Source organism: Variovorax sp. V118 (assembly GCF_041154445.1).
GTDB classification, from domain to species: Bacteria; Pseudomonadota; Gammaproteobacteria; order Burkholderiales; family Burkholderiaceae_C; genus Variovorax; species Variovorax boronicumulans.
This window is the reverse complement of sequence record NZ_AP028663.1, coordinates 1,840,442-1,859,976: the sequence shown is the minus strand read 5'-3', so window position 1 is coordinate 1,859,976 and position 19,535 is coordinate 1,840,442. Positions and strand designations below refer to the sequence as shown.

Genomic DNA, 19,535 nt, shown 5'->3' with positions numbered 1-19,535 from the left:
ATGCAGACCCTGTCGCTCCTCCGCCACCGCCTCGTCCTGCTCTTCGGCGCCGCCTCGTTGCTGCTGCTCGCCGGCTGCGGCGGGTTGCGCGCCGCCGACGCACCACTGGTCAGCACACTGGAAAAGAGCAGTTGCACCCGCAGCGCCGACACGCTGATCGTGCTGCTGCCCGGCGCCTACTCGGCACCCGAGGAGTTCGTGCGCGAAGGCTTCATCGACGCACTGAACGAGAACCGGCTCGCGGTCGACACCCTGCGCGTCGACGCCCACATGGGCTACTACCGCAACAAGACCATCCTCGACCGGCTGGATCGGGACGTGATCGCACCGGCGCGCCGCCAAGGCTACAAGGCGATCTGGATCGCAGGCATCTCGGTCGGCGGTTTCGGCGGACTGCTGTATGCCCAGACGCACCCCGGCGACCTCGCCGGCCTGGTCGTGCTGGCGCCCTACCTGGGCGAACGCGTGCTGAGCCAGGACATCGCCAATGCCGGCGGCGTGGCGCGCTGGCGCGGCCCGCTCGACGCGCCACCCGGCAGCGACCCACGCACGCCCAGCGACACGCAACTGTGGCAATGGCTGCGCGGCTACGTCGGCCACACCCGCACCTTCGGCGGCCGGCCGCCGCTGTACCTGGGCTACGCGCTCGACGACCGCTTCGCCTTCAGCCACCGGCTGCTGGCCGGGGCGTTGCCGGCGGAACGCGTGGTCACGACCGAAGGCGGGCACGACTGGCCCGAGTGGCGGCGGCTCTGGCGCCGCCTGCTGCCGACGCTGCCGCTGCCGGGCTGCCCCGGCTGAGCCGTCCTTCAGTTCGGCCGCAGGCGCAGCAGCTTGCCGTCGGACTCGTCGGTGAGCACGTAGAGCAGGCCATCCGGCCCCTGCTTCACGTCGCGGATGCGGGCCCGGCCGTCGGCCAGCAGCTTGTGCTCGGCGACCACCTTGCCGTCCTTGAGCTCGATTCGGTCGAGATAGCCGAACTTCAGCGAGCCCACGAACAGGTTGCCCTTCCAGGCGGCGCCGTAGCGGTCGCTGGTGAGGAAGGCCATGCCCGAGGGCGCGATCGACGGCACCCAGTAGTGCAGCGGCTGTTCCATGCCGTCCTTGCGGGTGATGCCCTCGCCGATCTTGCCGCCGCCGTAGTTCTCGCCATAGGTGATCACCGGCCAGCCGTGGTTGACGCCGGCGCGCGGGATGTTGATCTCGTCGCCGCCCTGAGGGCCGTGCTCGGCCATCCAGAAACGGCCATCGGGCGCGAGCGTCGCGCCCTGGCTGTTGCGATGGCCGTAGCTCCAGATCTCGGGCAGCGCGCCCGGCTTGCCGACGAAGGGGTTGTCTTTCGGCACGCTGCCGTCCTTGGCGATGCGCACCACCTTGCCGTGGTGGTTGTCGAGCGTCTGCGCATCGTCCTTGCGGCTGAAGCGGTCGCCGAGCGTGAGGAACAGGTTGCCGTCGCGGGCTTCGACGATGCGGCAGCCGAAGTGCGCGCGGCTCGCGACCTTGGGCTTCTGGCTGAAGATGACCTTCAGCGCTTCCAGCTTCGTGCCGTCGGCCGACAGGCGGGCGCGTGCGAGCGCGGTGCTGTTGGCCGATCCGCCGCCCGCCTCGGGTTCCGAATAGCAGAAGTACAGGGTGCGGTTCTGCGCGAAGCCGCTGTCGACCAGCACGTCGAGCAGCCCGCCCTGCCCGCCCGCAGCGATGGGCGGCAGGCCCTGGATCGGCGCGCCCAGCTTGCCGTCGGCCGCCACCAGGCGCAGGCGCCCCGGCTTCTCGGTGACCACGAAACGCCCCTCCGGCAGGAAGGCCACGCCCCAGGGGTTCTCAAGACCGGCAGCGACGGTTTCGGCACGCACCTGCGCCATGGCCGCGCCAGCCAGACCACAACCCGCGAGCACCACGAGGCTTCCCAGGGAGCGACGAAATGAGAAATTTCGCAAGTTCATGAAGATTTCCTGAATTTGAGGCCATCTTGACAACAAATGGAACACACATGTCGACTTTTAAGACCATGAAGTCATATCGACCGAGGCGTTTACATTCGAATCCTTATGCCGCATAAACGTTCACCGTTACATTTTTTCTTCCGCCGGATCGAAAAAGTTCATGTAAATCAATGGTTTACGCATGCATTCAACAATTCAGATTAAATTGACATAACTGCGCGTCATCAATATCCTACGCGCCATGCGTTTTTTCGTCCTACCCGTATCCCTCCTGTTCGCCGTGGCCGTCCACGCCGCCCCCCCTCAACAGGATCGATCGGATGAGATGGACCGAATCCTTGCCGAGCGCGGCCTGGTCGGCCAGTTCCATCAGGTTCGCCAGACCGTCGCAGAGCGCACGTCCGACCTGGTCGTGACCGCCATCGGTTTCCTCGGCGTTCCTTACCGCCGTGGCGGCAACACCGCCGAATCCGGCTTCGACTGCAGCGGCTTCGTCCGCGCCATGTATAACCAGACGGTGGGCCACGTGCTCCCGCGCCGCGCCGAAGAACAGGCCGCCGCCACCGAGAAGATCGACCGCAGCCAGCTCAAGCCCGGCGACCTCGTGTTCTTCAACACCATGCGCCGCACCTTCAGCCACGTCGGCATCTACGTCGGCGAAGGCAAGTTCATCCATTCCCCCCGCTCCGGTGCCCAGGTCCGTGTCGAAGACATGAACGGCAGCTACTGGCAGCGCCGCTTCGACGGCGCCCGCCGCGTGCTCAGCGGCCAGGGCGACGAGGTCAAGGCGGCGGCCATGGGCACCGCCAGCGACTGATTCGATTTCCCCGAATCCCGGACGAAAAAAATCCCGCCGCGGCGGGATTTTTTGTGGGCGCTCGATCGGCGCCATAGGGCGCCGTAGCGCCTATCGATCAGGCCGCCTTCTTCGCCGGCGGCAGGTCGGTACACGTACCGTGCGCCACTTCCGCCGCCATGCCGATGCTTTCGCCCAGCGTCGGGTGCGGATGGATGGTCTTGCCGATGTCGATCTCGTCCGCGCCCATCTCGATGGCCAGCGCGATCTCGCCGATCATGTCGCCGGCGTGCGTGCCGACGATGCCGCCACCCAGGATGCGGTGCGTCTCGGCATCGAACAGCAGCTTGGTGAAGCCTTCGTCGCGGCCGTTGGCGATGGCGCGGCCCGAAGCCGTCCACGGGAAGTGGCCCTTCTTGACTTTGATCCCTTCGGCCTTGGCCTGGTCTTCCGTGAGGCCGACCCATGCCACTTCGGGGTCGGTGTAGGCCACGCTGGGGATCACCCGGGCGTTGAAGGCGGCGCTGGAGAGCTCCTTGTCGCCCCTCTGCTCGCCGGCAATGACCTCGGCCGCCACGTGCGCCTCGTGCACCGCCTTGTGCGCCAGCATGGGCTGGCCCACGATGTCGCCGATGGCGAAGATGTGGGGCACGTTGGTGCGCATCTGGATGTCGACCGGAATGAAGCCGCGGTCGCTCACCGTGACGCCGGCCTTCTCGGCGCCGATCTTCTTGCCGTTCGGGCTGCGGCCCACGGCCTGCAGCACGAGGTCGTACACCTGCGGTTCCTTCGGCGCATTCTCGCCCTCGAAGGTGACCTTGATGCCTTCCTTCGTGGCTTCGGCTCCGACCGTCTTGGTCTTGAGCATGATGTTGTCAAAGCGCGGCGCGTTCATTTTCTGCCAGACCTTCACGAGGTCGCGGTCGGCGCCCTGCATCAGGCCGTCGAGCATCTCGACCACATCCAGGCGCGCGCCCAGCGTCGAATACACCGTGCCCATCTCGAGGCCGATGATGCCGCCGCCCAGCACCAGCATGCGCTTGGGGTCTGTGCCCATCTCGAGTGCACCGGTCGAATCGACCACGCGCGGGTCCTTCGGCATGAAGGGCAGGCTCACCGACTGCGAGCCGGCCGCGATGATCGCGTTGCGGAACTTGACGGTCTGCTTCTTGCCGGTCGTGTCCCAGCTCGTGCCCGAGGTTTCTTCGACTTCCAGGTGGTACGGGTCGATGAAGTTGCCGACGCCGCGCAGCACCGTCACCTTGCGCATCTTGGCCATGGCCGTGAGGCCGCCGGTGAGCTTGCCCACCACCTTGTTCTTGTGGCCGAGCAGCTTGGCGCGGTCGACCGTGGGCGCGGCGAAGCTCACGCCCAGGTCGGCGAAGTGCTTGACCTCGTCCATGACGGAAGCGACGTGCAGCAGCGCCTTCGAGGGAATGCAGCCGACGTTCAGGCACACGCCACCGAGCGTGGCGTAGCGTTCGATCAGCACGACCTTCAGGCCGAGGTCGGCCGCGCGGAAGGCAGCCGAGTAGCCGCCGGGGCCGGCGCCAATCACGACCACATCGCACTCGACATCGACCTTGCCGCCGTAGCTGGACACCACCACGGACGCTGCCGCGGCAGGGGCCGGTGCGGCCGCCTTGGGCGCAGGCGCAGCTGCCGCCGGTGCGGGTGCAGCCGCAGCCGGCGCGGGCGCAGCGGCCCCGTCGACTTCGAGCGTCAGCACGACCGAGCCTTCCTTGACCTTGTCGCCCACCTTCACGGCCAGCGACTTCACGACGCCAGCGGCCGACGAGGGAATCTCCATCGAGGCCTTGTCCGATTCGACCGTGATGAGCGACTGCTCGGCCTTGACCGTGTCGCCGACGTTGACCAGCACCTCGATCACCGCGACTTCGTCGAAGTCGCCGATGTCCGGCACCTTGATGTGTTGTTCGCTCATTTGGACACTTTCAGTTTGAGTGTGAGAACGTCGGCCGGCAGGGCCGAATTGCGATCGAATTCGCAGGCGGCGGCGATGCCCGCCTCCGCCACGTCGCGCGCTGTGCGCGACTTGTTGTCATAGGCCGCGTGCATGGCGCCGAGCGCAAAGCTGCGTCCCGAGCCGATGGCCCAGTACTGCTTGAACTCGAACACCTCGCGGTAGCTGTAGATGCCGTAGATGCCACTCGGGTTGGCCAGCAGCATGGTGAACTGGCTGGACTCGTAGGGCTCGTGCTCGTCTTCCTTGGTCTGCATGAAGAACGAGTCCTTCAGCACCGGATGCAGCAGCGTGAAGGTGTGGAACACCTCGTGCTTGCTGCCGAACTGCAGCGCCTCGCGCGGCTGGGCCGCCAGCGCATGCTGGAGCACCAGCTGGTGCGCGGCGGCGCCCGCCACCGCGAACAGGCTCTGGCCCGCGGCATCCTCGACGGTGAAGATCTTCTGGTTCGCTTCGGCGTTGTGCGACATGCGCGTGTCGCCGAAGGTCACCAGCGAATCGGCCGCCATCGTGACCTGGCCACCCTTTCGGACGGCCACAACCGTGGTCATAGCAGGATGCGACGGTAGTCTGCGAGCACTTGCCCCAGGTAGGCGTTGAAACGCGCAGCCAGGGCGCCATCGATCACGCGGTGGTCGTACGACAGCGACAGCGGCAGCGTGAGACGCGGCACGAACTGCTTGCCGTCCCACACCGGCTTCATCTGGCCCTTGGAGAGGCCGAGGATGGCCACTTCGGGGGCGTTGATGATGGGCGTGAAGTGCGTACCGCCGATGCCGCCGAGCGAGCTGATCGAGAAGCAGCCGCCCTGCATGTCGGCCGAGCCGAGCTTGCCGTCGCGCGCCTTCTTGGCGAGTTCGCCCATCTCGGCGCTGATCTGCAGGATGCCCTTCTTGTCGGCGTCTTTCAGCACCGGCACCACGAGCCCGTTGGGCGTGTCGGCCGCGAAGCCGATGTTGTAGTACTGCTTGTAGACGAGCTGGTCGCCGTCCAGGCTGGTGTTGAAGTCGGGGAATTTCTTCAGCGCCGCGACCACCGCCTTGATCACGAAGGCGAGCATCGTCACCTTGATGCCCGACTTCTCATTCTCCTTGTTGGTGGAGACGCGGAAGGCCTCGAGCTCGGTGATGTCGGCTTCGTCGTTGTTGGTGACGTGCGGGATCATCACCCAGTTGCGGTGCAGGTTCGCGCCGCTGAGCTTCTTGATGCGCGACAGGTCCTTGCGCTCGACGGTGCCGAACTTCGTGAAGTCGACCTTGGGCCACGGGATGAGGCCCAGCGCCGCGCCGTCGCCACCACCACCGGCCGGCGCCTTGGCCGCCGAGGCCTTGGTGCTGGCCTGGCCGCTCATCACGGCCTTGGTGAAGTTCTGGACGTCTTCCTGCGTGATGCGGCCCTTGAGGCCGGAACCCTTGACCTCTTCGAGCGGCACGCCGAGTTCGCGTGCGAACTTGCGCACCGAGGGCGAGGCGTGCGGCAGGCTGCCGGTGGGCGCCGACGTCGGCTGGTGGGCCGGGGCGGCTGCAGCAGGTGCTGCGGCGGCCGGTGCAGGAGCGCTGGCGGTTGCAGCGGCGGGCGCGGCAGCGGCGGCCTGTGCCGGCGCGGGCGCCGATGCGGGTGCGGCGGCCCCTGCGGCGCCTTCGAGCACCGCGATCAGGTCGCCGATGTTGACGGTGTCGCCGACCTTGACCTTGAGTTCCTTCAGCACGCCGGCAGCCGACGACGGGATTTCCATCGAGGCCTTGTCCGACTCCACCGTGATCAGCGACTGCTCGGCGGCGATGGTGTCACCCACCTTCACCAGCAGCTCGATGACCGCGACGTCCTTGAAGTCGCCGATGTCCGGCACCTTGATGTCGACCGGGCCCGAGGCTGCCGGTGCGGCTGCGGCGGGCGCAGGCGCTGCAGCAACCGGAGCGGGTGCCGCGGCAGCAGGCGCAGCGGCCGGCGCCGGGGCGGCGGCAGCCGCGCCCTCGGCCTCGACCACCAGCACCACCGAGCCTTCCTTCACCTTGTCGCCCACGGCGACCTTGATTTCCTTGACCACACCGGCCGTGGACGACGGGATTTCCATCGACGCCTTGTCCGATTCGACCGTGATGAGCGACTGTTCGGCCTTGACCGTGTCACCCACCTTCACGAGCACCTCGATCACCGCGACTTCATCGAAATCGCCGATGTCCGGCACCTTCACTTCCACTGCTGCCATATCGTTGTCTCCCGCCGTCAGGCGCCGTTCGTTCGTTGGTTGTTGATGTTCAAGCGTAAAGCGGGTTGACCTTGTCGACATTGATGCCGTACTTCTTGATCGCTTCCACCACCTTGGCCACCGGCACGGTGCCATCTTCGCTCAGCGCCTTGAGCGCGGCCACGACGATGTAGTGACGATTGATCTCAAAGTGTTCGCGCAGCTTGGCGCGGAAGTCGCTGCGGCCGAAACCGTCGGTGCCCAGCACCTTGTAGTTGCGGCCCTTCGGCACGAAAGGACGGATCTGCTCGGCGTAGGCCTTCATGTAGTCGGTCGACGCGATCACCGGGCCGGTCGAGGCACCGAGCTGCTCGGCCACGAAGGGCACGCGCGGCGTCTGGTCGGGGTGCAGCAGGTTCCAGCGGTCGGCGTCCTGGCCGTCGCGGGTCAGTTCGTTGAAGCTCGGGCAGCTCCACACCGAAGCCGACACGCCCCACTCCTTCTCGAGCAGTTCCTGTGCGGCAAAGCTCTCGCGCAGGATGGTGCCGCTGCCCAGCAGTTGCACGGTCGGTGCTTCCTTGGCGCCCTTGGCGGCCTTGACCACCGGGCCCTGCTTGGACAGGTACATGCCCTTGATGATCTGCTCTTCGGTGCCGGGCTGCAGGCCGGGCATCGCGTAGTTCTCGTTGAGCAGCGTCAGGTAGTAGTAGACGTTGTCCTGCTTCTCGACCATGCGCTTCAAGCCGTGGTGCAGGATCACGCCGACTTCGTGCGCGAAGGTCGGGTCGTAGCTCACGCAGTTCGGGATGGTGTTGGCCAGGATGTGGCTGTGACCGTCTTCGTGCTGCAGGCCTTCGCCGTTCAGCGTGGTGCGCCCCGAGGTGCCGCCCAGCAGGAAGCCGCGGGCCTGCATGTCGCCGGCCGCCCAGGCCAGGTCGCCGATGCGCTGGAAGCCGAACATCGAGTAGTACACGTAGAACGGCACCATGATGCGGTTGTTCGTGCTGTACGACGTGGCCGCCGCGATCCAGCTGGACATGCCGCCGGCTTCGTTGATGCCCTCCTGCAGGATCTGGCCGGCCTTGTCTTCCTTGTAGTACATGACCTGGTCCTTGTCGACCGGGGTGTACTGCTGACCGTGCGGGTTGTAGATGCCGATCTGGCGGAAGAGGCCTTCCATGCCGAAGGTGCGGGCCTCGTCCACCAGGATGGGCACGACGCGCGGGCCCAGGGCCTTGTCGCGCAGCAGCTGCGTGAGGAAGCGCACGTAGGCTTGCGTGGTCGAGATCTCGCGGCCTTCGGCCGTGGGCTCCATCACCGCCTTGAAGGTGTCGAGCGAGGGCACCGTGAAGCTCTCGTCGGCCTTCACACGGCGGTGCGGCAGGTAACCGCCCAGGGCCTTGCGGCGCTCGTGCAGGTAGCGCATTTCCGGCGTGTCGTCGGCCGGCTTGTAGAACGGCAGCTCGGCGATCTGGCTGTCGGGAATCGGGATGTTGAAGCGGTCGCGGAAGGCCTTGATGTCCTCGTCGCCGAGCTTCTTGGTCTGGTGGACCGTGTTCTTGCCTTCGCCGATCTTGCCCATGCCGAAGCCCTTGACGGTCTTGACGAGCAGCACGGTGGGCTGGCGCTTGTGGTTCTGGGCGGCGTGGAAGGCGGCGTACACCTTCTGCGAGTCGTGGCCGCCGCGTTGCAGGTTCCAGACCTCGTCGTCGGTCAGGTGCTCGACCATCTTCAGCGTGCGCGGATCGCGGCCGAAGAAGTTCTTGCGCACGTAGGCGCCATCGTTGGCCTTGAACGACTGGTAGTCGCCGTCGTTGCACTCCATCATGATCTTGCGCAGCGCGCCGTCATGGTCCTTCTCGAGCAGGGCATCCCAGCCCTTGCCCCAGATCAGCTTGATGACGTTCCAGTTGGCGCCGCGGAACTCGCCTTCGAGCTCCTGGATGATCTTGCCGTTGCCGCGCACCGGGCCGTCCAGGCGCTGCAGGTTGCAGTTGATGACGAAGATCAGGTTGTCGAGGTTCTCGCGCGCGGCCAAGCCGATGGCGCCGAGCGATTCGACTTCGTCCATTTCGCCGTCGCCGCAGAACACCCAGACCTTGCGGTTCTCGGTGTTGGCGATGCCGCGGGCGTGCAGGTACTTCAGGAAGCGCGCCTGGTAGATCGCCATCAGCGGGCCCAGGCCCATCGACACCGTGGGGAACTGCCAGAACTCGGGCATCAGCTTGGGGTGCGGGTAGCTCGACAGGCCCTTGCCGTCGACTTCCTGACGGAAGTTGAGCAGCTGGTCTTCGGAGAGGCGGCCTTCGAGGTAGGCGCGGGCATAGATGCCGGGCGACACGTGGCCCTGGATGTACAGCAGGTCGCCGCCGTGATTTTCACTCTCGGCGTGCCAGAAGTGGTTGAAGCCGGCGCCGAACATGCTGGCCAGCGAAGCAAAGGAGCCGATGTGGCCGCCCAGGTCACCGCCTTCGGGCGGGTGGATGCGGTTGGCCTTGACCACCATGGCCATGGCGTTCCAGCGCATGTAGGCGCGCAGGCGCTGTTCGATCTCGAGGTTGCCGGGGCTGCGGGCTTCCACGCCCGGCTCGATGGTGTTCACGTAGCCGGTGTTGGCCGAGAACGGCATGTCGACGCTGTTCTGGCGCGCATGTTCGAGCAGTTGTTCGAGCAGGAAGTGCGCCCGCTCGGGCCCTTCGCTCTGGATGACGGAAGACAGTGCATCCATCCATTCACGCGTCTCCTGGGCGTCCGCATCGTTTGCGGCCGAGCCGAACAGGTTCTCGGGATTTGCCGACATGCTTGTCTCTCCTTTTAGGGCTGTGGCTGTAATTTAGTGCGCTGGGCACCGAGCGCGCCGGAGTTTCGCATAGAAGTTTCCCTATTTCAAATAGTGCTTGTTTATTTCTTATTATGAAATACTAAGGAAGCACGTCCCCGGCAGGGCCTCTTGCCCGCGAGGGCCATCACCTAAACTCCGCCCATGCCCCTTTCCTCCCCGCTCGCGGTTGCCCGCAGTGCCGTCAAAGCCTCGCCGCTGTCCTGGTGGCGCACGTGGTGGCGCAAGCAGACACCCGTGCTGCAGGACGCCGTCGCAATGCTCGCGCCGATGGCGGCCGTGCTGCTGTTTCTCGCGGCCATCGTGTCGGCGTTCTGGTACCTGCGCTCCGAAGAAGTCGAGCGCGAGCAGGAGTCGGTGCGGCGCGATGTCGAGTACGCGCAACAGCGCATGCGCCTGCGCCTGCTGGAGCGGCAGGAACAGCTGATGCGCATCGCGCGCGATGCCTCCAACCGCGAGATCGACCCGGTCGAGTTCACGAGCCGCGCCGAGTCGCTGGTGAGCCAGTTCCCCGAGCTGCAGACCATCAGCTGGATCGACGACCGCCGCCGCTTCAAGGCCGGCTATGCCGCGCCCAGCGTGCATCCGGCGCAACAGCACCTGATCGGCGACGTGCTGCGTCCCGGCGACATCGAAAGCAACTACGCGCTGGCGCGCGAGTTGCGCCAGCCGGTGTACTCGCAACCCGTGGCCGGCGGCGAACCGGCCGCGATGCTGCAGCTGCACATCCCGCTGTTCGACCAGGGCCTGTTCGCGGGCGTCGTGCTCGGCGAGTTCTCCATCGACGGCCTGCTGCGCTACGGCATGCCCTCCGAGGTGCAGGCGCGCTATGCCGTCTCGCTGCTCGACGCCAAGGGCAACGTCATCGCCGGCAACACCACGCCGCTGAAGAACAGCGGCACCCGCCTGCTGCCCTGGACCGAAGCCACCAACGAATACGAAGTGCCGGTGTCGCCCGTGGGCAATGCGCTGATGCTGCGCGCGCAGGCCTACCGCACCTCGCAGGGCGTGGTGGGCAACGGCCTCTTCTGGCTCGTGTGCGCGCTCAGCGTGATGACCAGCTGGATGCTGATCGGCACCTGGCGCCACACGCGGCGACGCCTGCAGGCGCAGCAGCGGCTGGTGGCCGAAACCAACTTCCGCCGCGCGATGGAAAACTCCATGCTCACCGGCATGCGCGTGCTCGACCTGCAAGGCCGCATCACCTACGTGAACGCCGCGTTCTGCGCCATGACGGGCTGGAGCGAAGACGAACTCGTCGGCCAGACGCCGCCCTTCCCCTATTGGCTCGAATCCGACCGCGAGGTGATGAACGAGCGCCTCGAAGAAGAACTGCACGGTCGCGCCCTGCCCGGCGGCTTCCAGGTGCGCGTGAAGCGCAAGAACGGCAGCGTGTTCAACGCCCGCCTGTACGTGTCGCCGCTGATCGACGCGCGCGGCCACCAGACCGGCTGGATGACGTCGATGACCGACATCACCGAGCCGACGCGCATCCGCGAGCAGCTGTCCGCCTCGTACGAACGCTTCACCACCGTGCTCGAGGCGCTCGACGCCGCCGTGTCGGTAGCGCCCATCGGCAGCGAAGAACTGCTGTTCGCCAACAAGCTGTACCGCCTGTGGTTCGGCTCCGACACCGTGGGCCATCTGGGCATGGTGGCGCAGGCCGGCGTGCCGCCGTCGAACGCGCACGACGAAGGCCTGGACGACGTCGACCCCTACGCCGGCCTGCCCATCGACACCCTCACCGCCGCCCAGACCGCGAACAACGAGATCTTCGTGCCGCACCTGGGCAAGTGGCTCGAGGTGCGCTCGCGCTACCTGACCTGGGTCGACGGCCGCCTGGCGCAGCTGGTGATCGCCACCGACATCACGCCGCGCCGCGACGCCGAAGAGCAGGCCGCCGCGCAGGCCGACAAGGCCCAGGCCGCGAGCCGCCTGATCACCATGGGCGAAATGGCGTCGAGCGTGGCACACGAGTTGAACCAGCCGCTCACCGCCATCGCCAACTACTGCAACGGGATGATGTCGCGCATCAAGGGGCAGACGATCGACAACGACGCCCTGCTGGCCGCGCTCGAAAAAACCTCGAAGCAGGCGCAGCGCGCGGGCCAGATCATCCAGCGCATCCGCTCCTTCGTGAAGCGCAGCGAACCCAACCGCACACCAGCCGACGTCGCCACCATGGTGAGCGAGGCGGTCGAACTCGCGGGCATCGAGCTGCGCCGGCGCAACGTGCGCCTGAACCACTACGTGGCCGCGCGGCTGCCGGTGGTGCGCGTCGACCCGATCCTCATCGAGCAGGTGATGGTCAACCTGCTGAAGAACGCGGCCGAATCCATCGACATCGCCGACCGCCCGCTGGCGCGACGCAGCGTCGAGCTGCGCGTGCTGCCCAAGGTGATCGAGGGGCACAATGCCATCGAGTTCTCGGTGCAGGACACGGGCAAAGGGCTCTCCCCCGAGGTCATGGACCGGCTCTACGAGGCCTTCTTCTCCACCAAGCCCGAGGGCATGGGCATCGGCCTCAACCTGTGCCGCACCATCGTCGAGTCGCACCGCGGCCGGATGCAGGCGGAGAACATCTACAATGGCCCGGATGTGATCGGATGCCGTTTTTCCTTCTGGATTCCGGTGTTGGACGCTATCAGTTCCGTAGCAAGCGACGAGGCAAAGGTACCTGCATGAGTTTGATTCCGAAGAAGGGCACGGTCTATGTCGTCGATGACGACGAAGCCGTACGCGATTCGCTGCAATGGCTGCTCGAAGGCAAGGACTACAGAGTCCGCTGTTTCGAGTCCGCCGAATCCTTTCTCTCCCGATACGACCCGCGCGAAGTCGCCTGTCTGATCGTCGATATCCGCATGGCCGGCATGACCGGCCTCGAATTGCAGGATCGGCTGATCGAACGGCGCTCTCCGTTGCCGATCGTGGTCATCACCGGCCACGGCGACGTGCCGATGGCGGTCGACAGCATGAAGAAGGGCGCGATGGATTTCATCCAGAAGCCCTTCAACGACGAAGAGTTGGTGTCGCTGGTCGAGCGCATGCTCGAGCACGCACGCGGCGCCTTCACGCAGCACCAGCAGTCGGCCAGCCGAGACGCACTGCTGTCCAAGCTCACCGGCCGCGAGGCGCAGGTGCTCGAGCGCATCGTCGCCGGCCGCCTGAACAAGCAGATCGCCGACGACCTGGGCATCAGCATCAAGACGGTGGAGGCGCACCGCGCCAACATCATGGAAAAGCTCAACGCCAACACCGTGGCCGATCTGCTCAAGATCGCGCTCGGGCAAGCGGCCCCAGCCGCCAAGGCCTCCTGAGCTGCAGCTATCCCTGCGATAGCCACGCACCTTCCCCACGCCTGCGCAAGCGGGCGTTTTTACTTGGAAAATCAAAACCGATGACCGCCCAACTGATCGACGGCAACGCCCTCGCCAAAACCATCCGCGCCGAGGTGTCCGGCCGCACCGCTGCGCTGAAGGCCCGCGGCGTGAACCCGGCCCTGTCCATCATCCTGGTGGGCAGCGATCCGGCGAGCCAGGTCTACACCAAGCACAAGGTCAACGACAGCACCGAGACCGGCCTCTCGGCCACGCTCGAGACCTACCCCGCCGACCTGAGCGAGGCCGACCTGCTGGCGCGCATCCGTGCCCTCAACGACGACCCCAAGGTGCACGGCATCCTCGTTCAGTTGCCGTTGCCCAAGCACATGGACAGCCAGAAGGTCATCGAGACCATCTCGCCCGCCAAGGACGTCGACGGCTTCCACGTGGCCAGCGCCGGCGCGCTGATGACCGGCGCCCCGGGCTTCTGGCCCTGCACGCCGCACGGCTGCATGAAGATGCTCGAATCGATCGGCTACGACCTGCGCGGCAAGCACGCCGTGGTCATCGGTCGCAGCAACATCGTCGGCAAGCCGATGGCCATGATGCTGCTGGCCAAGAGCGCCACCGTCACCGTCTGCCATAGCGCCACGCAAGACCTGGGCGCCCTCACGCGCCAGGCCGACGTGGTCGTCGCCGCCGTGGGCAAGCTCGACCTGCTGACCGCCGACATGGTGAAGCCCGGCGCCGTCGTCATCGACGTGGGCATGAACCGCAAGGCGGACGGCAAGCTGGCCGGCGACGTCGATTTCGACGGCGTGAAGGAAGTGGCCGGCTGGATCACCCCCGTGCCCGGCGGCGTCGGCCCGATGACGCGCGCCATGCTTCTGGTCAACACCCTTGAAGCGGCCGAACGCGCCGCAAGATAAGAAACACCCCGTTGTTGGCTCACTGCGTGTAGCCGCCTCCCCCTCAAGGGGCACCACCGGCGGCCCGGCAAAGCCGGTTCCGCGGTGGTTCCCGAAATGGCTTCGCTACGCTCGCCCAGGATCTTTCACATGACCAATCCGCTCCTCGACTTCACCGACCTCCCCCTGTTCGACCGCATCAAGCCCGAACACGTGTCGCCCGCGGTCGACGCGCTGCTGGCCGATGCCGAGGCCGCGCTGCAGACGGTGACGGCGCCCGAATTCCCGGCCGACTGGATCGCGATCTCCAAGGTGCTCGACGTGGCCTCCGAACGTTTCAGCCGCGCCTGGGGCGCCGTGGGCCACCTCAATGCCGTGGCCGACACGCCCGAGCTGCGCGCCGCCTACAACGAGGCCATGCCGCGCGTCACCGCCTTCTGGACGCGCCTGGGTTCCGACGAGCGCCTGTACGCCAAGTACAAGGCCATCGACCCGGCCACGCTCAATCCCGAGCAGCGCCAGGCGCACAAGAACGCCGTGCGCAACTTCGTGCTCGGCGGCGCCGAGCTGCAGGGCGAGGCCAAGCAGCGCTTTGCCGACATCCAGGAACGCCAGGCCGAACTGAGCCAGAAGTTCAGCGAAAACGCCCTCGACGCCACCGACGCCTTCGCGCACTACGCGCAGCTCGGTGAACTCGACGGTGTGCCCGAAGACGTGGTGAGCGCCGCGCGCGCGGCCGCCGAGGCCGAAGGCAAGAAGGGCTACAAGCTCACGCTCAAGATGCCGTGCTACCTGCCGGTGATGCAGTTCGCCAAGAGCAGCGCACTGCGCGAAACCCTGTACCGCGCCTACGTCACGCGCGCCAGCGAACTCGGCGATCCGAAGTTCGACAACACCGCGCTCATCACCGAGATCCTCGCGCTGCGCGAGGAAGAATCGAAGCTGCTGGGCTACAAGAATTTCGGCGAACTCTCGGTCGTGCCCAAGATGGCCGAATCGCCCGAGCAGGTCGTCAAGTTCCTGCGCGACCTCGCCGCCAAGGCCAAGCCCTACGGCGAGCGCGACCTGGCCGACCTGCGCGCCTTCGCGGCCGAGCAGCTGAACCTCGTCGACCCACAGGCCTGGGACTGGACCTACGTCGGCGAGAAGCTCAAGGAAGCGCGCTACGCCTTCAGCGAGCAGGAGGTGAAGCAGTACTTCCCCGCGCCCAAGGTGATGGCGGGCCTGTTCAAGATCGTCGAGACGCTGTTCGAAGTGTCGATCCGCCGCGACAGCGCACCCACCTGGCATCCGAGCGTCGAGTTCTACCGCATCGAGCGCGCCGGCCAGAAGGTCGGCCAGTTCTACCTCGATCCCTCCGCCCGCGCCGCCAAGCGCGGCGGCGCCTGGATGGACGACGTGCGCGCCCGCTGGCTGCGCCCCGACGACGGCGTGCTGCAGACGCCGGTCGCGCAGCTGGTGTGCAACTTCGCCAGTGGCGTCGACGGCAAGCCGCCGCTGCTCACGCACGACGACGTGACCACCCTCTTCCACGAGTTCGGCCACGGCCTGCACCACATGCTCACGCAGGTGAACGAGCGCGACGTGTCGGGCATCAGCGGCGTCGAGTGGGACGCGGTCGAGCTGCCGAGCCAGTTCATGGAAAACTTCTGCTGGGAGTGGGACGTGCTCGCCCACATGACGGCCCACGTCGACACCGGCGAGCCGCTGCCGCGCGCGCTGTTCGACAAGATGACCGCCGCCAAGAACTTCCAGAGCGGGCTGCAGACGCTGCGCCAGATCGAGTTCTCGCTGTTCGACATGCTGCTGCACACCGAGCACCAGGCCGCCGCCGCCGCACCGGGCGCCGTGATGGCGCTGCTCGGCCAGGTGCGCGCCGAAGTGGCCGTGATGCCCTCGCCGCCCTTCAGCCGCACGCCGAACACCTTCAGCCACATCTTCTCGGGCGGCTACGCGGCCGGCTACTACAGCTACAAGTGGGCCGAGGTGCTGAGCGCCGACGCCTACGCGGCCTTCGAGGAAACCGTGGGCGCCGACGGCGAGCCCAACATCGAGACCGGCCGCCGATACCGCCAGGCCATCCTGGAGGCCGGCGGCAGCCGCAGCGCCATGGATTCGTTCAAGGCCTTCCGGGGCCGCGAGCCGCAGCTTGATGCGCTGCTGCGACATCAGGGCATGGCTCAGGCCCAGCCCGCTTGATACGGCGCTGAAGCTTGCGATACTCGGGAGATATGTATCCGACTTTTTACAAACTCCCGATGCGCGGCCTGATCGGCCTGGTCCTCGTGCTGTCGACCGCCAGCGTGCTGGCACAGGCGGTCTACCGCCAGGTCGACAAGAACGGCAAGGTCACGTTCTCGGACCAGCCCCCCGTCGTCACCAACGCGCCAACGGGCGGGCCCCAGCCCGCCGGCGTCAACGCGCCGACGAACAGCGGGCTTCCCTACGAATTGCGCCAGGTGGCACAGCGCTACCCCGTCACGCTCTACAGCGGCGAGGGCTGCAGCCCCTGCAACGAGGCGCGCACGCTGCTCACCACGCGCGGCATTCCCTTCGAGGAACGCACCATCAAGAGCAACGAGGACGTCGACGCCCTGCAGCGCCTGAGCGGACAGAACGCGTTGCCGCTGCTGACCGTCGGGTCGCAGCAGCTCAAGGGCTTCTCGGATGTGGAATGGTCGCGCTACCTCGATGCGGCCGGCTATCCCAAGAGCAACAGCCTGCCCCCGGGCTACCGCCCGCCCGCCGCGCGTCCGCTCGTCGCGCAGCAGGCACCGGCGGCGGCCGCGCCCCGTGCCACCGACACGCCCCTGCAGCCGCCGAACCCCGCGCCGGCACCGCCCTCGAACGCACCAGGCCCGAACAACCCGGCCGGCATCAAGTTCTAGGAACGACGGGGGACCCGCCCCCGTGCTCCCCGTGCTGCATCGCCGCCGTTCAGCCGGCGAACTGCAACGTCTTCACGCCCGACGCCGTGCCCAGCAGGCACACGTCGGCCTTCTGGTGGGCGAAGACTCCCACCGTCACCACGCCGGGCCACTGGCTCACTTCGGACTCGAAGGCGCGCGGGTCGGTGATCCGCAGGCCGGTCACGTCGACGATGTGCTGGCCGTTGTCGGTCACCAGCGGCAGGCCGTCTTTCTCGCGCACCTGGGCGATGCCGCCCAGGCCAGCGAACTGACGCATCACGCGGCGCGCGGCCATCGGGATCACTTCCACCGGCAGCGGAAACGCGCCGAGCGTCTCGACCAGCTTGGAGGCGTCGGCGATGCAGACGAAGCGCTTGGACTGCGCCGCGACGATCTTCTCGCGCGTGAGCGCCGCGCCGCCGCCCTTCACCATGAAGCCCCGGTGGTCGATCTCGTCGGCGCCGTCGATGTAGACGGCCAGTTCTTCCACCTCGTTGCTGTCGAACACCGGGATGCCCAGCGCGCGCAGGCGCTCGGTGGACGCGACCGAGCTGGAGACGGCGCCCTTGATCTCGTCCTTGATCGTGGCCAGCGCGTCGATGAACTTGTTGACCGTGGAGCCGGTGCCCACGCCGACGATCTCGCCCTTGACCACGTAGGCCAGCGCGGCAAGGCCGACCTGGGCCTTGAGTTCATCCTGGGAAAGAGGGGTTGGGGAGGCGGGTGCGGTCATCGCGGAGAATCCTTGGCTCATTGAAGTCGAGAATTATCCGATGCCCCTGCTGTTGCCCTCTTCGCTCTATAGCCTGGCCCGCCCTTTTCTGTTCGGTTTCGACCCCGAGCACGCCCATGAAATCACCCTCGACGGCCTGGCCCGCACCCAGAACACGCCCTTGGCCTGCGCCTACGCGGCGACGCGCGTCGAAGACCCGATCCAGCTGGCAGGCCTGAATTTCCCCAACCGCGTCGGCCTGGCCGCCGGGCTGGACAAGAACGCGCGCTGCATCGACGCCTTCGCGGCCATGGGCTTCGGTTTCGTCGAGGTCGGCACGGTCACGCCCAAGGGCCAGCCCGGCAACCCGAAGCCGCGCATGTTCCGCCTGCCGCAGCGCGACGCGCTGATCAACCGCCTCGGTTTCAACAACGAAGGACTCGACGCCTTCCTGGCCAACGTGCAGAAGGCCCGTTTCCGCAAGCAGGCCGGCGGCGGCAAGTCGCCCATGCTGCTGGGCCTGAACATCGGCAAGAACGCGGCCACGCCGATCGAGCGCGCGGTGGACGACTACCTGGCCTGCCTGGACGGCGTCTACCCGCACGCGGACTACGTGACGATCAACATCTCCAGCCCCAACACGGCCAACCTGCGCTCGCTGCAGAGCGACGAAGCACTCGACGCCCTGCTGGGCGCCGTGGCCGAGCGGCGTGAAGCGCTGGCCACGCGCCACGGCAAGCGCGCGCCGCTGTTCGTGAAGATCGCCCCCGACCTCGACGACGCCCAGGTCGCGGTGATTGCCGCCACGCTGCAGCGCCACGGCATGGACGGCGTGATCGCCACCAACACCACGCTCGCACGCGACGCCGTGGCCGGCCTGCCGCACGCGCAGGAAGCCGGCGGCCTCTCGGGCGCGCCGGTGCGCGAAGCCAGCAACCGCGTGATCGCGCAACTGCGCGCGGCGCTGGGCAAAGACTTTCCGATCATCGGGGTGGGCGGCATCCTGAGTGCGGCGGATGCCAAGGCCAAGATCGCCGCGGGCGCGGACGTGGTGCAGATCTACACCGGCCTGATCTATCGCGGCCCCGGGCTGGTCCGCGAAACGGCCCAGGCGCTGCAACGGGATCGTCGCAAGGCCTGAGCCGGTTCTTCTCTTTGCTGCCGGTGGCTCAGCGCATGCGCCAGAGCACCGGTGCAATGACCGTGGCCCAGCGCAGCAGCCGCTTCGGACGGATCACCGCCACAGCAGCGGCAGCGACCACCCCGGCGGCCACCGGGTGTTCGCGCGCAATGCGCAACGCGGTTGCCGCGGCCGATTCATTGACGGGCTCGCCCGAGGCCGGCTGCGTCTCGCGACCGCCCTGCAGGGTGGCGATGCGCTCGCGTTGGCGGTCCATGCGGGCCAGCAGCTCTTCACGCGTGGCGGGGCGCGGCGGACGCGGCGCTTCGTCGTCCAGCTCCGGGTCCTTGCCGAGGTTGAAGCGGTCCTGGACCCAGGCCCAGTCGCGCTCGAACTCCTGAAAGGTCGGAACGAAGCTGTTGGAAGCGTTGCTCAGGCTGCGCATCAGGCCGATGACGGCCGCCAGCCACAGCACCGCCCAGACACCGGCCACCACCCAGGCGGCGGTGACGCGGTACGGCGTGTCCCAGTAATGCACGACCACCGCCATCGAGAGCAGTGCCACCGCCACGGTGGTCAGCCCCAGCACGGCGACGACCAGGACGAGGGTCAGCTTCAGGCGCTGCTTCTCGTCCTCCCAGGCCATGCGCAGCAACTGCACCCGGTCCTCGGCCGCCAGCGCACCTTCGGCGGCGGCGATGCGCAACCGGCGGATGCGGGCATCGAGCCCGAACAGGGACAGCAGTCTCATGCGCCGCCTCCGCCCTCACCGGCCACAGTGTGGCAACGGCGAACGAAGGGACGGCGGTGCGCGCT

The 19,535-nt window shown here is 67.0% G+C and carries 15 protein-coding genes; 8 read left to right on the top strand and 7 right to left on the bottom strand.

Going from position 1 to position 19,535, the window contains the following annotated elements:
• Complete coding sequence (locus ACAM52_RS08330; protein WP_369646697.1) at positions 1–801, top strand: alpha/beta hydrolase; 801 nt, start codon at positions 1–3, stop codon at positions 799–801.
• A gap of 8 nt (positions 802–809) precedes the next feature.
• On the opposite strand, the gene ACAM52_RS08325 is transcribed toward ACAM52_RS08330, so the two are convergent.
• Positions 810–1,862 (bottom strand): PQQ-dependent sugar dehydrogenase, encoded by a 1,053-nt coding sequence (locus ACAM52_RS08325; protein ID WP_369647711.1) that lies wholly within the window; start codon positions 1,860–1,862, stop codon positions 810–812.
• Positions 1,863–2,184: 322 nt separating this feature from the next.
• Between ACAM52_RS08325 and ACAM52_RS08320 the strand changes: the two genes are divergently transcribed.
• Positions 2,185–2,760 carry a C40 family peptidase gene (locus tag ACAM52_RS08320; protein WP_062480809.1) on the top strand — a complete coding sequence of 192 codons (576 nt, stop codon included), beginning with the start codon at positions 2,185–2,187 and terminating at the stop codon, positions 2,758–2,760.
• Positions 2,761–2,857: 97 nt separating this feature from the next.
• On the opposite strand, the gene lpdA is transcribed toward ACAM52_RS08320, so the two are convergent.
• From lpdA to aceE, 4 genes are read right to left on the bottom strand one after another with little or no spacing between them, the layout of a single operon-like run.
• Positions 2,858–4,684: a dihydrolipoyl dehydrogenase gene (gene lpdA / locus ACAM52_RS08315; protein ID WP_369646696.1), complete on the bottom strand. Its 1,827-nt coding sequence runs from the start codon at positions 4,682–4,684 to the stop codon at positions 2,858–2,860.
• On the bottom strand, positions 4,681–5,274 hold the full coding sequence (locus ACAM52_RS08310) for an MFS transporter (protein WP_369629139.1): 594 nt from the start codon (positions 5,272–5,274) through the stop codon (positions 4,681–4,683). The genes lpdA and ACAM52_RS08310 overlap by 4 nt, the downstream gene beginning before the upstream one ends.
• Positions 5,271–6,932 (bottom strand): dihydrolipoyllysine-residue acetyltransferase, encoded by a 1,662-nt coding sequence (gene aceF / locus ACAM52_RS08305; RefSeq protein WP_369646695.1) that lies wholly within the window; start codon positions 6,930–6,932, stop codon positions 5,271–5,273. Before aceF ends, ACAM52_RS08310 begins: the two co-directional genes overlap by 4 nt.
• 49 nt (positions 6,933–6,981) lie before the next feature.
• Complete coding sequence (gene aceE / locus ACAM52_RS08300) at positions 6,982–9,711, bottom strand: pyruvate dehydrogenase (acetyl-transferring), homodimeric type (RefSeq protein WP_369646694.1); 2,730 nt, start codon at positions 9,709–9,711, stop codon at positions 6,982–6,984.
• Between the two features lie 183 nt (positions 9,712–9,894).
• On the opposite strand from aceE, the gene ACAM52_RS08295 reads away from it, so the two are divergent.
• The 5 genes from ACAM52_RS08295 to ACAM52_RS08275 all read left to right on the top strand — a co-directional run bounded on the left by ACAM52_RS08295 (position 9,895) and on the right by ACAM52_RS08275 (position 16,866).
• The gene (locus ACAM52_RS08295; protein WP_062479933.1) at positions 9,895–12,435 is read left to right on the top strand and encodes a PAS domain S-box protein; all 2,541 of its coding nucleotides are present in this window, start codon (positions 9,895–9,897) and stop codon (positions 12,433–12,435) included.
• Positions 12,432–13,067, top strand: a complete 636-nt coding sequence (locus ACAM52_RS08290; RefSeq protein ID WP_056580071.1) for a response regulator transcription factor — start codon at positions 12,432–12,434, stop codon at positions 13,065–13,067. Before ACAM52_RS08295 ends, ACAM52_RS08290 begins: the two co-directional genes overlap by 4 nt.
• 80 nt (positions 13,068–13,147) lie before the next feature.
• Positions 13,148–13,999 (top strand): bifunctional methylenetetrahydrofolate dehydrogenase/methenyltetrahydrofolate cyclohydrolase FolD, encoded by an 852-nt coding sequence (folD, locus tag ACAM52_RS08285; RefSeq protein ID WP_369646693.1) that lies wholly within the window; start codon positions 13,148–13,150, stop codon positions 13,997–13,999.
• A 129-nt stretch (positions 14,000–14,128) separates the two neighbouring features.
• A complete protein-coding gene (locus tag ACAM52_RS08280) occupies positions 14,129–16,177 on the top strand; it encodes a M3 family metallopeptidase (RefSeq protein ID WP_369646692.1) in 2,049 nt (682 codons plus the stop codon).
• 59 nt (positions 16,178–16,236) lie between these two features.
• Positions 16,237–16,866 (top strand): glutaredoxin family protein, encoded by a 630-nt coding sequence (locus tag ACAM52_RS08275; protein ID WP_260685265.1) that lies wholly within the window; start codon positions 16,237–16,239, stop codon positions 16,864–16,866.
• A gap of 49 nt (positions 16,867–16,915) precedes the next feature.
• On the opposite strand, the gene rpiA is transcribed toward ACAM52_RS08275, so the two are convergent.
• Positions 16,916–17,620: a ribose-5-phosphate isomerase RpiA gene (rpiA, locus tag ACAM52_RS08270; RefSeq protein ID WP_062479923.1), complete on the bottom strand. Its 705-nt coding sequence runs from the start codon at positions 17,618–17,620 to the stop codon at positions 16,916–16,918.
• 40 nt (positions 17,621–17,660) lie between these two features.
• Here rpiA and ACAM52_RS08265 point away from each other — a divergent pair, with 40 nt between their 5' ends.
• The gene (locus ACAM52_RS08265; RefSeq protein ID WP_369646691.1) at positions 17,661–18,740 is read left to right on the top strand and encodes a quinone-dependent dihydroorotate dehydrogenase; all 1,080 of its coding nucleotides are present in this window, start codon (positions 17,661–17,663) and stop codon (positions 18,738–18,740) included.
• Between the two features lie 28 nt (positions 18,741–18,768).
• Here the strand turns inward: ACAM52_RS08265 and ACAM52_RS08260 are convergent, their stop codons facing one another.
• Positions 18,769–19,470 carry a phage holin family protein gene (locus ACAM52_RS08260; RefSeq protein ID WP_062479920.1) on the bottom strand — a complete coding sequence of 234 codons (702 nt, stop codon included), beginning with the start codon at positions 19,468–19,470 and terminating at the stop codon, positions 18,769–18,771.
• Between the last annotated feature and the right edge of the window lie 65 nt (positions 19,471–19,535).